General features: G+C 50.3%; 10 protein-coding genes. 5 read left to right on the top strand and 5 right to left on the bottom strand.

All coding sequences use genetic code 11. From position 1 onward, the window contains the following. Positions 1-33 precede the first annotated feature (33 nt). Positions 34-573, bottom strand: coding sequence for a carboxymuconolactone decarboxylase family protein (locus KTT_RS37190; RefSeq protein WP_126599152.1), 540 nt, complete (start codon positions 571-573; stop codon positions 34-36). Then, the gene (locus tag KTT_RS24355; protein WP_126599150.1) at positions 554-910 is read right to left on the bottom strand and encodes a carboxymuconolactone decarboxylase family protein; all 357 of its coding nucleotides are present in this window, start codon (positions 908-910) and stop codon (positions 554-556) included. The genes KTT_RS37190 and KTT_RS24355 overlap by 20 nt, the downstream gene beginning before the upstream one ends. Positions 911-1,334: 424 nt before the next feature. On the opposite strand from KTT_RS24355, the gene KTT_RS24350 reads away from it, so the two are divergent. Genes KTT_RS24350 through KTT_RS24340 form a run of 3 tightly spaced genes read left to right on the top strand, consistent with a single transcriptional unit; the run spans position 1,335 to position 4,944 of the window. Next, a complete protein-coding gene (locus KTT_RS24350) occupies positions 1,335-2,507 on the top strand; it encodes an aminotransferase class V-fold PLP-dependent enzyme (RefSeq protein WP_126599148.1) in 1,173 nt (390 codons plus the stop codon). Positions 2,508-2,564: 57 nt separating this feature from the next. Continuing rightward, positions 2,565-3,815, top strand: coding sequence for a cytochrome P450 family protein (locus tag KTT_RS24345; protein WP_126599146.1), 1,251 nt, complete (start codon positions 2,565-2,567; stop codon positions 3,813-3,815). A 55-nt stretch (positions 3,816-3,870) separates the two neighbouring features. Further along, positions 3,871-4,944: a methyltransferase gene (locus tag KTT_RS24340; RefSeq protein WP_126599144.1), complete on the top strand. Its 1,074-nt coding sequence runs from the start codon at positions 3,871-3,873 to the stop codon at positions 4,942-4,944. A gap of 95 nt (positions 4,945-5,039) precedes the next feature. Here the strand turns inward: KTT_RS24340 and KTT_RS24335 are convergent, their stop codons facing one another. Then, positions 5,040-6,533 (bottom strand): MFS transporter, encoded by a 1,494-nt coding sequence (locus tag KTT_RS24335; RefSeq protein ID WP_126599142.1) that lies wholly within the window; start codon positions 6,531-6,533, stop codon positions 5,040-5,042. Positions 6,534-6,792: 259 nt separating this feature from the next. Next, positions 6,793-7,563 carry a thioesterase II family protein gene (locus KTT_RS24330; RefSeq protein WP_126599140.1) on the bottom strand — a complete coding sequence of 257 codons (771 nt, stop codon included), beginning with the start codon at positions 7,561-7,563 and terminating at the stop codon, positions 6,793-6,795. Between the two features lie 480 nt (positions 7,564-8,043). Between KTT_RS24330 and KTT_RS24325 the strand changes: the two genes are divergently transcribed. After that, a complete protein-coding gene (locus tag KTT_RS24325) occupies positions 8,044-9,270 on the top strand; it encodes a macrolide family glycosyltransferase (protein ID WP_126599136.1) in 1,227 nt (408 codons plus the stop codon). Positions 9,271-9,369: 99 nt separating this feature from the next. On the opposite strand, the gene KTT_RS24320 is transcribed toward KTT_RS24325, so the two are convergent. Then, on the bottom strand, positions 9,370-11,334 hold the full coding sequence (locus tag KTT_RS24320; RefSeq protein WP_218030976.1) for a KedN5 family methylcobalamin-dependent radical SAM C-methyltransferase: 1,965 nt from the start codon (positions 11,332-11,334) through the stop codon (positions 9,370-9,372). Between the two features lie 466 nt (positions 11,335-11,800). Here KTT_RS24320 and KTT_RS24315 point away from each other — a divergent pair, with 466 nt between their 5' ends. After that, positions 11,801-12,625 carry a class I SAM-dependent methyltransferase gene (locus tag KTT_RS24315; protein WP_126599134.1) on the top strand — a complete coding sequence of 275 codons (825 nt, stop codon included), beginning with the start codon at positions 11,801-11,803 and terminating at the stop codon, positions 12,623-12,625. Positions 12,626-12,629: the final 4 nt, after the last annotated feature.

The following is a 12,629-nucleotide window of genomic DNA, read 5'->3' as shown; positions in this document are numbered from 1 at the left end:
GCATGGGGACGCCTGCGTTCCCCATGCATCCTCTTATACATAACCATAGGCCAGCAGCATATCTGCTGAGCGAGAGAAACCTTCGGCGGAGGGGATAGCGACATCGAGGGTGTCGGCGACACGGGCAATGATAGAAAAGCAGGCACAAATCAAGAGAGCATCTTCTATGGCGCGCTCACTGATTCCTATTTGTAAGAGCGGTAGCACATCAGACGATGTGACAGATGATGGCGAGCAGGTAACCTTCTCCAGTAATCCCAGGGTCGCGCGAAGCTGTTCATGAATAGGCGCCGTTCTCCAATCGCTGAGAACAGCCTGAACCAGATCGTCATTAAGAGTTTTGGATGCAACTGCTCCATGAGCGCCCGTTCAATAAACACATTGTAGCCGCGATGCGGTAAAAGAGGCAAATAGCTCACGCTCTCCAACACTCCAATCAGAGTCGCCTCTCAGGAAGCGCTGTAAGCAGATTGAGAAGTGCTTGCCAAACAGATCGTAGCTATAGCGAATGATCCGCCGGATGTCTGAAACAGGTTGATCTCTGTCAATTTCCTCAATGTGACCTAATCTCATTGCTGGCTTCCTCCAGTGCTTTTAACCCCCGCGTCAGGCAACTCTGACTGACGCCTGAGGCAACGCTTAACGTGATTTCGAGGATAGCATGGTCGCTATAACCATGGGCGCGTACCTGCTCAACATCTTGATCGGTAACGCGGTAGGCATGACACGCCACTTTTTTGACCAGCACCGCTAACTCTGATGGGAGGTCTCCATCTTCAGAGGTGGGATCGTTATACAGTCGCGCGGCCTGCCGTGCAAGAGAAGTACGTAAAGAGGAGGAGGTATCACCCGATGTGGTTAGAATTGCCGTCATCATATGCTCAAAGAGCTCTACACGTTGATCCGCCATAAAAGCACATTCCCCCTATAACAATTTGGCTCAAGACAACAAATACATATACTGTTATTGCTGTCGGTTAATTGTATTGATACCTGCAAATGATAATAGCAGAAATTAATGTAATTTTCAATGCTAGGCGCGATCTTACAGGTCATTCATGTATCGTCAGAAAGCGACAAGACCAGGCTCGCATAGGTGCCAGGCCTCCTCTATTGCCCTTTTGCCGCCATAATGAATAACATTCCCACTCACACTAGCCATTCATCATCCATGCCTGCAGGCGGCATAGAGTCCAAACGATCAATACAGGCGACCAGAATGCAGCAATCTCGAAGAAGCATTCTCAAAGGAAGCACACTATACTCAGAAAAGGTGAAGAATAAGGCTGATCGTAGGCACTATCCGTTAGCAGGTCGCTCCAGAGGAGGATTTGATGCTTGATTCCATCATAGACATACAATCTATTCGTCAGGAATTGCCTGGCATTACAGACCACATCTATCTCAATGCGGCCACCTTTGGGCCTTTGCCTCGCTGCGTGTCCCAGGCGATGCAGGAATGGCTACAGAAAGAGTGCGCGAATGGGCGTTTAGGCATGGAGACATACGCCACAATGGCCGGGCTATACGCGGAAGCGCGCAGCCATTGTGCACAGCTTCTGCACGCCGATACGAACGAAATCGCGCTGACAGAGAACACAGGCGAGGGGCTCAATATCGTCTGCAATGGCTTCAATTGGCAGCCAGGGGATGAGGTGATTCTGACCAATCATGAGCATATCAGCGTTCTCTCTTTGCTGCATCATATCCGTGATCGTTACCAGGTGAACCTGCGCGTCGCGGATCTGGGACTCGGAGAGCGACCAGCTAAGGAGACTATTGGTGAGCTGATCACTCCTCGCACGCGGTTGATCGTTCTTTCTCACGTGACCTTTACAAATGGAGCCATCCTGGATGTGCAGGCGGTCGCGCAGCTAGCCCACCAATCAGACATCTGTGTGCTGGTCGATGGAGCGCAGTCGGCGGGCGCGATCCCTGTAGATGTGAAAAAGCTTGGCATCGATTTCTATGCGTTTCCTATGCAGAAATGGTTATGTGGGCCGGACGGTACGGGCGCGTTGTATGTACGCCGCGAATCGCTTGAACGGCTGCATCCAACCTATGTTGGCTGGTGCTTACTGAAATTCGAGCCCGAATGGAAATGGTCCTTCCATGACTCCGCACAGCGTTTTGAACTGGGAGCACGACAGACAGCCGCCGTTGCGGGCCAGATCGCCAGTTTCCGCTGGTTGGAAGAAACTATTACATATAACCGGATCTTTGAACGCACCTGCTCTTTGAGTAGCTATGCCTATAACGCTCTCAGAGAGATTGAAGGCCTGACGGTTATCACACCACAGCCCGGAACCAGTGGATTGCTCACTTTTGTGCTTGATGGCTACGATGCAGAGGTAGCCGCCCAACGGCTCCAGAAAGAACACGATATCTATGTGCGTATGGTGCATGAATACAATGCCATCCGCATCTCGACGGGCTTTTATAACACAGAACAGGAGATCGATCGCCTGGCTCAGGTACTGCGTAGCTGGCGACAGAAAAGAGCATGAGCATTTACAGAGCAAAAAAATATTGGGCACAATGCATTCCAGGAGAAGGAGAAGAAGATGAGCCAGTCAACAGACTTTGATCTCACATCATCTCAAACGGCAGAATTCGATCTCACAACGGTAGCGTTTAAGTCGAATCCCTATCCAATTCTCGCGCGCTTACGTACGCACGATCCGGTCTATCAATATACCTCTTCTCCCGATGGACAAAGCACCTGGCTCATCACGCGCTATGAGGATGCGGAAATTGTGTTGCGCGACGAACGCTTTGTCAAGGACAAGCAGTCAACCTTACCTCCAGAAGAGCGTGCTCCATCGGCCGGCCCTGCTCCATCGGTAAGTGATCTCTTCGATCTGGGTATGCTCAAATTTGATCCACCAGACCATACACGTTTGCGCAAGGTTGTCAATCTTTTTTTCACGCCTCGCGCCACGGAACAGTGGCGAGAAAGTGTGCAAAGAATCAGTGACGAACTGATTGATAAGGTTGAAAGCCAGAAGCGAATGGATCTCATCGAAGACTTCGCCTCTGTACTGCCAATCAGGATTATTTCAGAGATGCTGGGCGTGCCTGCTGAAGATAGTATGCAGCTGCACTTGTGGACGAAGCGGATCGCGGATGCCCTCGATGATCCCGCGGCGTTTGAGCAAGTAGCCTCAGACCTGCAAGCTTTCTATACCTATCTGCTGGCATTGGTTGAGAAAAAACGCCAGGCATCCACGGATGACCTGGTCTGCAAATTGATGCATGCCAGCGTCGAAGGAGACCAGTTAACCGAACGAGAGCTGGTTGCCATGATCTTCCTGCTGATCCTTGCCGGACATGAGACGACCACGAATCTGATTGGCAATGGCATCCTGGCCTTGTTGACCCATCCAGAACAAAAACAGCTCCTGCAAGCACAGCCCGAACTGATCAAGCCTGCGATTGAAGAGTTTCTACGCTATCTAGCCCCGTTTACGATCACTACACACCGCTGGGCGCGTGAAGATGTTGAGATGAGAGGGAAGCTGATACGGCATGGTGACGCAGTACTCGTCTCATTAGCCGCGACGAACCGTGACGAAAACAAATTCGACCATCCTGACACATTAGATATTACGCGTCAGGAGAACCCGCATATCGCCTTCGGGAAAGGGGTCCACTATTGCCTTGGTGCTCCTCTAGCACGTTTGGAGGGGCAGATTGCGATTAACACCCTCTTGCGCCGCCTGCCTGCAATGCAACTGGATATTGAGCCGGAAGCCCTGGTCTGGCGGACAGGCTCTACCGTTCTCGGAGTGAACCATCTTCCGGTGACATTCTAGTTGCCCTTATCGGCGACACCATTACTGTTATTACAACAAATAAGGAGAAAGTTCAATGAGTAACCTTGTGCAGACCTCTGAGCAGAGCGAGACCCAGAATATCCCTCAATTAACCCTCTGGCGTATGATCACCGGTGGACAAATTGCGCAAGCCGTCCATGCCGCGGTACAGTTGAACATCCCAGACCTATTAATTGACGGGCCCAAAAGCGCGGAAGAGTTAGCGCAACAGAGTGGGACGCATGCACAAACTTTGTATCGCCTGTTACGGGCGCTTGCGAGCCTTGGTCTATTCTTGGAAGACGATCAGCAACGTTTCCGTTTGACCGATGCCTCGCAGATGCTGCGTTCAGATGTTCCTCAATCGTTACGCCCACTGATCTTGCTCTGCCATACTTCTGCTCACTGGAATGCCTGGGGAGATTTTACCAACAGTGTCAGAACAGGAGAAAATTCATTTCAACATCTCTATAAGCAGCAATATTGGGCCTACCTGGATACACATCCTGACGAACAAAAGCTTTGCTATGAAGCGCTTTCTGGTCTCTCTGTCGGAGAGGTCGAGGCGATATTTAATGCCTATGACTTTTCGCCGTATCACAATATCGTTGATGTTGCAGGCGGTTGGGGAAAACTGCTCACGCTGATTCTACAAGCACATCCTACAACGCATGGTATTCTTTTCGATTTACCATTTGTAGCAGAAAAAGCGGCTGCGCAAATTCAGGCGACCGAAATCGGGGAGCGCTGCCAGGTTGTGGGTGGCGATATGTTCAAGTCGGTGCCCACGGGAGGCGATCTGTACATGACGAAAACGGTCATCCACGACTGGGACGACGCCCATGCACTGACCCTCTTACGCAATTGCCGCTCCGCCATGAAACCAGGAGCCAAATTGCTCTTAATAGAGCTCGTCCTTCTGCCCGGCAATGTACCTGACATTGGCAAATTCATGGATCTCTTCCTGCTCGCGGTCATCGGCGGTCAGGAGAGAACTGCGGATGAGTTCCAGCGTCTCGTAGAGGAGGCCGGCCTGGTATTCGAACGCGTCATCCCAACCGGACCCATCCTCCCAACCCAGTCTGGCATCGCCATCATCGAATGCAGCAAACGCCCCGACGATATCTAAGAACAGGAGGTTGGGAGAGTTTCACAGGGGCGACGAGCCCCTGTGAAACTCTCCCAACCTCTTTTTTTGTGGCGTGCGGCGCGCGCCACAAAAAGCTATTCGCTTTTTGATGCCATCGTTCGTCCAACGACGCGTACCATAAGTGGGACCAGCACCAATAAGATTGTCAGGCAGATGCCAAGCACCAGCAAACTCTGCGTAAATGCCTGGACAACGTCCTGTGCTCTGACCGGTGTCATGTCATTGCTGCTCCCGATAACGCTGAAGAAGACCAGCCCGATCAGTGGAGTGCCAAGAGCGAAGCCAAGCTGGATCACAGTCTCCATGACGCCTGAAGCGGAACCAGCTTCCTGGGTAGGAATATCGCGCAGCGAGAGCGTCATCAAAGACGGCACACCTAATCCCAGGCCAAAGCCAATCAGTAACAGTGTGAACAGGAGCAGGCCCCATGCAGGCGGAGTCTTACCGCTGGCATTCGCTACCAGCAATAGACCAAAAGTGCCGGCAGCAGTCAGCCCAAGAGCAACCGCAAACGTCCAGCTACCCAGGCGTATAATCAACTTGGAAGCAAGGGCAGCCGCCATAATGAAGATGACGCCGATTGGAGTAAACGTCAATCCCGCCACCAGAGCCGAAAATCCTATCCCTCTTTGCAGGTAGAGCGCGAGGATAAAAAAGAATGCCGCGGTACTCGCACACCAGACCAGCGCGAGGAGCCCTCCCCAGACAAAGCTTGGTAAACGAAAGAGTGCAGGATTAATAAGTGGGGTAGCTCCCCGTATCGTTGCGCGGCGTTCAAACCAGCCAAAGCCAACGAAGACAAGCAGGGCGAGTGGCAGACAAAGCACCATCCACCACGGCCAGCCTGCATTGCTTCCCATAACGATAGGATAGAGGAACAGTAATATGCCGACAGCTACCAGCAGCGTTCCTGTCAGATCCAGGCGCACCCTTCGTGGAGCGCGACGCTCAAAGACAAAGGCCCAGGCACCAAGCAAGACGATGACCCCTAGAGGAACATTGACAAGAAAGATGGAACGCCAACCAAGTCCAAAGACGTTGGCGGTAATGAGACTTCCCCCAATCAGCTGGCCAAATATAGATGCCAGGCCGTTGACCGCTCCCCACATGGAAAGAGCACGTGGCCGCTCTTGCTCCTGGAAGCTCAGTTGAATAAAACTCAGCACCTGGGGATACAACAAAGCCCCGCCAAGGGCCTGACCAACACGAGCAGCAAGCAGCAGAATTGGATTAGGGGCCAACGCACAAAGAGCCGAGAATATGGTAAAAATCGCCATACCGAGCAGAAACAGCCGTCGCACACCAAAGAGATCTCCCAGGCGTCCTCCAGTAATCACCAGGAGCGCGTAAGGAAGCGAATAAGCCGCGCCTATGAGTTCAATTTCGATCGGATTCGCATGGAGGCTACTCTGGATGGAGGGAACTGCTACGTTGACGATAAAACCATCTAGCATTGCCATAAAGGTAGCAATTAGGACGACCGTCAACCCCAACCAGCGTGAGGAAACTGGTGTCAGTGCATCGGATACAGTTGACTGTATCTGCTCTTCTCCAGTATTCAAAGACATATTGATTTCTCCTCATGTATTTTATGCTTCTCATATTATAGCATGCTGTAAAAGCATTTGAAAATACCGCTCACGCGCGGCTAGCTCTACCGCCACAACTCAATAATTGAAAAGAGTCTTTTCTCAGCACCATTAGCTGCTACCCAGGCGGCTTCACCCATCCAAATGCATGGCATTGCCGGGAAACTTCATAAAGGAAGCACCCGGCAGGAATTTATAGGATTGCAGAGAGAGCGAGTGATGGTTGAGTCGTCACGAGCTATGCTCCCTGGAGGTATCCTACAACTGACTGTAAAAACTCCTCCAGGTGATGGTCGCCGTAGAAATGGTCCCCATCACACATATGGACGTGAAAGGGTCCTGATGTATATGGTTGCCATGTTTGCAGCAATTTAGGGTCGACCACCTGGTCGTGCAATGAGGCAAAAGCTGTCAGCGGGCATGCAAGAGGCGTATCCAATGGAGGCAAAGATTGATCCGCCAGGTCCGCGGTATGCATCATAGCTGGCACACGCGAGAGCACATACTGATATTCGAGCGAGTCAGGTGGGAAGTAACTGGTCATGATCTGGATAAATTTTTCGGTACGCATAAACGCTACGGCCGATTCCCGCTGGTCTGGCGCGGGGAAGGTCACTACAATCATGTGATCCAGCTGTACTCCGGCACGATCACGTAAATAGCGAGCCACTTCATAAGCCCAGATCGCGCCCAGGCAGATTCCCATGAAAAAGAGCTTCTTCCCCGGACGAATGTTTTGAAGAAGTGACTCGGATACCTGGGAGATGACAGCCGAGACATCGTGCTCTTGCTCGGGCAACTGCACAGCACAGAGATTGATAGATTCCGGCAATAGTCGTACCCAGCCATCATACATGAATGCCTCGGCACCAGCGGGTGGAAAACAGACTAAATACGCTTCTTCGTTTTTTGGGGGACGTGGGAAGCGGAGCAATCCATCTGACGAAATAAATACCTCTTCAGTTGAAACGGCCCATTCGCGAGGGGTCCCTTCTTTGTTTTCTAGCATGCTATGCTCCTTTCAGCATGGAAAAAGCCCGGGAAGTTATTCATAATAGATTCTAGACAACAACCTTCTGCCGTTACAGATCAATGCAGTACATTGATCTTTGTTGAATCCTGCAGAGGCAAAAACGGGTCTGCCACCAACACGTGTAGATCCTCATGCTACCAGGGGAACATAAAGAAATTTACTCTGACCTTCATCCTTACCACCTAACCCGGCTAGATACGAGGATGCTCTAGCTTGCTACCATCTATAAAAAGTATAGAAGGTTTCCTCTTATTACGCTTCTTTCAAATTGCTATATTCCAACTACACTTTGAGAAAGTCGGGACACCCCAGACCCCGCCCTCCCTTTTCCCTCCGCGCCGCCGTCGGTGGCGCGAGAAAAAGGCAAATAGGAAGAAGCATATTCTATGAGAAGAAAGTATACTTTTCTCCAACTGTGGGAGGGCAGTGTGTCAGGACAAAAGAAAGGATGCATGAATGTCTACTGCCATTTTCTTTAGCTTACCTTTTACCGGTCACATTAATCCAGCATTACCAGTTATTCGTGAATTAGTGCAACGCGGTGAGCGAATCTTTGTTTATGCCAGCGAAGAGTTCCGAGGCAAGGTTGAGTATACAGGGGCGCACTTTCGTAGCTACGGCCAGTACGATCTGGCAGAAGCCTCGATGGTGGGTAATCCACTCAAAGTCATGGACCTCTATCTTAAGCCTTTGCCAGATTTGATGGAGAAATGTCTGCCCGAAGCGCGCGAGATCCAACCTGACTATATCATCCATGATGCTGCCATCCCCTGGGGGGCGATGATCGCCGAGTTGCTCCAGGTACCTGCCGTAGGTTCGCAGGCGGTACTGCTGATCAAGAGTAAGATGCTATTATTCAATCCCTCCCAGGCTTTTCGTATGATGAGCTTTTTCATAGAGGCAAGAAAAGAGGCACGTGCAATCGATGCTGTATTGAAAACAGTCGCCCAGAAATACCAGCTTAAGCCCAAGACTGGTCTCGAAGCGATCCATTATGATGGAGATATTACTCTTGCCTACACATCTCGCGCTTTCCAGCCGATGGAGCATCTCTTCGAAGAGAACTTCATTTTTGTTGGTCCCACCGTCGAAGATCGAGGCGAACAGATTGATTTTCCTCTAGAGCAATTGGGAGATCGACCGCTTATTTATATTTCGCTAGGTACCATATTTAACAATCACCCCGATTTTTATCGTATGTGCCTGGAAGCCTTTGCCAATACAAAATATCAAGTCGTGCTCTCAACTGGACGCTGGGTGCAGCCGGAGGATCTGGGCCCACTACCAGAGAATTTTCTCGCTGGTCAATATGTTCCACAACTACAAGTTTTGTCTCGCGCAGCCCTATTTATCAGCCATGGAGGCATGAATAGTGCGATGGAAGCGATGTGGTATGGCGTGCCTCTACTACTTGTCCCTGCATGGGGAGATCAGTTCTGGATTGCGCAGCATATTGAAAAATTAGGGGCCGGGAAAGTATGCCTCCCCTCTCGCATCACAGCTTCACGCCTGCGTTCCCTGGCTGAGGAAGTACTTTCTCAACCTGCTTATGCCCAGGTAAGTAAACGCATTGGGAAGAGTTTACAGGCGGCCGGCGGAGCAAAAAAGGCGGCGGATGCTATCGAAGATCTAAAGCTGCGTAAAAATATTCTCCCCGGAGGAGATATTGTGCGCCAGGGGTAATCATCACCAAAGAGAAAGCCGGGTTCACCGGGGCGACTGCCCCGGTGAACCCGGCTTTCTCTTTGGTGGTGCCGCACTTTGGCGGCACCAGGGGATTCTTTAGCTGACGGTTTCTATAACTGTCACGGCCTCAATGTTTGAGAGGACAACCGAATGCGTTCGTGGTTGGCCAACAAAAAGACCCGCTGTTTCATGGTTATCGATATAATCACCAAATCCTGCTTTGTACCAGATGTCCAGTGTGACACACTTCTTTTCAAGCTTGTAATCTGGAGACCGACGTTTGAATGCGCTCACGAGTGTGGGCATATCGTATGCAAACTGCTGGCCTCTTCTAACATAGTAGGTCTCTCCATTTTCATGTACAACTTCAACCTGGTCCAATGCTAGCACATCCCTGCCCTCGGGATCATAGATTGGCTTGGTCATCCAGTCATATCTGAATACCTCCCCCAGGAATTCGCTGACCTCGGCAGGCAGACGCGGCTCCATCTCCTCTTTCCACCATTGAGCAAAAAGCCGGTTACAGCCGGGTTCGCTATACAGGTTGTGAAGAAATGCAGGTACCATACTCGGCCTCAGCAGCAGTTCCTGCCTGAGGTTGAGCCCTTCAGCGGCCGGATCAGTGCAGGAGCTAAACCAATTTGCCATGCTCAACAATACCTGTGACTGGGTAATATCCGTCAACTCTCGTAGAGGAGCCCAGATCTCTCGCAGGACATGATGCTCTGGGATGCCGCGTGCCCATAGCAGGAAGCGCTGCATGCTCATGTTTTCTTCAATACTGATATCTTTATTGGCGACTACATATTCAAAGTCATCGTGCTCCCCCCTCACCGTCACAAACCCATGTTCATCGCGATTTTTAGTATAGGCCGTGTTGGGAATCAAAATTAGCGGATATGTGGCAATACGAGGAACATAGCGGGCCAGGCGATCATAACCCGCAAGAAACGTCTTCGGAGTCTCGCCTGGCGCTCCCCAGATCATTTCTGCATAGCATTCTAGCTCCTGGGAATCAAGCCATTCTACCAATCCCTCCCAATCATTGACCCGCATATTGCGTCGTCGCATCAGTGTAAGAGCGTCATCATTGAGGGTCTGCAGCGCGAGTGTGAATGAACTATGCATATCATTCTCCTTCAAACGCTGCACAATATCGTAGAAGGTCGTTGATTTATTTTTAGCCCAGCTGGTAATGAATGATCGCGGGTAACCATATTTCTCACGTATGTGAATCAAATCTTCGACAAATTGCATGTCAGCTTTCAGCATACCAAAGTTGGAATCGCACAAAGCTACGCTGGGAGCCTTATAGAATGCCAGCATCTCCAATTCTTCACGCAAACGGTCCTGAGGAAAAGCTCGCACTTTTTGACCAACCGCCCCACCCCAGTAGCAAAAGGCGCAACTATAGGGGCAGCCACGGTTCGTTTCCATGAGAGCCACGTCATAGCGAAAATCTCCGTGGTGGTCAACCAGGGGAACAGCACCAGAAAGGATGGGCGATGGAACCTCTTCAAGGTGAGCAATGCGTGGACGTTCAGGGGTAGTTACCAGGACACCCATCTCATCTTTGAAGGAGAGACCCTGAATGTTGGAGAGATCATGACGCGATCGGTCGTCAAGGTAGGCCAGCAACAGATCCCGAAAGACAAATTCACCCTCGCCATTGACCACAATATCAACACAAGGAAATTCCCGAAATACCTTCTCAGCCTGATAGGCAACATGGTTGCCGCCAAAGACGACCCAGCCAGAAGGATTGAGCTGCTTGAAGGTTTCAGCTATCGCTCCAAACATGCGATAGTTCCAGCCCAGGACAGAAAAAGCCATTATATCGGGGAGGCTATCAAGGGTAAACAGCCTGTTGGCCATAGCAATCTGACCATCACCACCATCAAAATTAAAAATCTCTATATCCATCTGGTCATGAATCGTCTCGTTGGCCAGAGCGGTCGCCTTTATATACCCAATAGCCAGCGGCATGGACTCCTTAGGCATATCCCAGACCCCTTTTTGAATGAGCCAGACATGCCGTCTGTCCTGCTTGGATTTTCTCATCGCGCTCTCTCCTTTGCTTGGTCTACTATCGTCGAGAATATATCAGCCTGGTTGATATCCGGGAGGATACTGGCAAACACCAACCTTCGACGTTGTAGAAAGTATAGAGCACTTGTTGATAATATCGCTTCTTCCATCTTGCTTGGTATGTTATTACCACAAATAGTATTATATTAGTACTTTCTTATAACTATCCTCTAATGGAGATCGTCATGCTGTTCTTCTTTTTTACATATTATTTCATTTTGCTATTATGTACTGCATACCATATCAATAACGAATATAAATATAATGCGCAAAATAGAAGAAGAGATATTACTAACAAGTGCTCTATACTTTCTACAGCATTAATATGTTTCACCTGTTTGCAAAAGGTGGAGAGAGCGCCCATGCATTCATGATTACCTTTCTATAGTCAAGATCCAAGTGTCGTGTCAAAAACATGCATAAAAAGGGAGGGATAGTTATGGTTAACCAGCCAGCAAAGGCCGTAGATCTGTCGGCTATCAAGGCCCACCAACAACAATCATGGACGGTAGGGGATATTCCTATCATTGCCAGACCCCTTGTTGGAGTGGCGGAAAATCTCTGTGAAGCTGTTGAATTGCACCCCTGTCAAAAGGTGCTTGACGTGGCTACCTGCACGGGCAATGTCGCTCTTGGTGCCGCGCGCCGTTATTGCGAAGTTACAGGGATCGACTATACGGCCTCCTTTCTTGAGGTGGCACGAGAACGCGCCGCCGTTGAGCGCTTGTCAATTGACTTTATTGAGGCTGATGCAGAGAACCTGCCATTTCCTTCCGCCTCTTTCGATGTGGTGCTATCAGCGTTTGGAGTAATGTTTACTCCCGATCAGGAAAAAGCCGCCAGCGAATTACTTCGCGTCTGCCGATCCGGCGGAAAAATTGGCCTCGTCAACTGGACGCCCGACGGCTTTTTCCGCAAGTTGAATAGTGTCATGCAAAACTATGCACCAGCTCCCCTTGGTGTAAAACCACCAGGCCTGTGGGGAAACGAAGAGTATGTACGTGAACTCCTGGGTGATGAGGTCGTTTCTCTACAAGCCAGGAAACGCTATTTTTACCATCGCTATCGCTCACTTCAACATGCAACAGACGTGACCTGCAACGATTTCGGCCCAACCATAACAATGCTACAGATGCTTGCTCCAGACGCCCGTGAACAGCTCATTCGCGAGATGCGGGAAATGTTTGAGCAATCAAATAAAGCTACCGATGGCACTGTAGTTGTCCCGGCTGAATATCTGGAAGTCGTTGCTGTTCGTCGCTAACCCC

It is taken from the genome of Dictyobacter aurantiacus (assembly GCF_003967515.1).
GTDB lineage: Bacteria > Chloroflexota > Ktedonobacteria > Ktedonobacterales > Ktedonobacteraceae > Dictyobacter > Dictyobacter aurantiacus.
This window is presented reverse-complemented; position numbering and strand designations above follow the sequence as displayed.

Bases quoted from the DNA above. Each gene is read 5' to 3' on its own strand.
- KTT_RS24315 (WP_126599134.1), top strand. From the start codon at position 11,801: ATGGTTAACCAGCCAGCAAAGGCCGTAGATCTGTCGGCTATCAAGGCC.
- KTT_RS24355 (WP_126599150.1), bottom strand. From the start codon at position 910: ATGGCGGATCAACGTGTAGAGCTCTTTGAGCATATGATGACGGCAATT.
- KTT_RS24335 (WP_126599142.1), bottom strand. From the start codon at position 6,533: ATGTCTTTGAATACTGGAGAAGAGCAGATACAGTCAACTGTATCCGAT.
- KTT_RS24330 (WP_126599140.1), bottom strand. From the start codon at position 7,563: ATGCTAGAAAACAAAGAAGGGACCCCTCGCGAATGGGCCGTTTCAACT.
- KTT_RS24340 (WP_126599144.1), top strand. From the start codon at position 3,871: ATGAGTAACCTTGTGCAGACCTCTGAGCAGAGCGAGACCCAGAATATC.
- KTT_RS24345 (WP_126599146.1), top strand. From the start codon at position 2,565: ATGAGCCAGTCAACAGACTTTGATCTCACATCATCTCAAACGGCAGAA.
- KTT_RS24325 (WP_126599136.1), top strand. From the start codon at position 8,044: ATGTCTACTGCCATTTTCTTTAGCTTACCTTTTACCGGTCACATTAAT.
- KTT_RS24350 (WP_126599148.1), top strand. From the start codon at position 1,335: ATGCTTGATTCCATCATAGACATACAATCTATTCGTCAGGAATTGCCT.
- KTT_RS24320 (WP_218030976.1), bottom strand. From the start codon at position 11,334: ATGAGAAAATCCAAGCAGGACAGACGGCATGTCTGGCTCATTCAAAAA.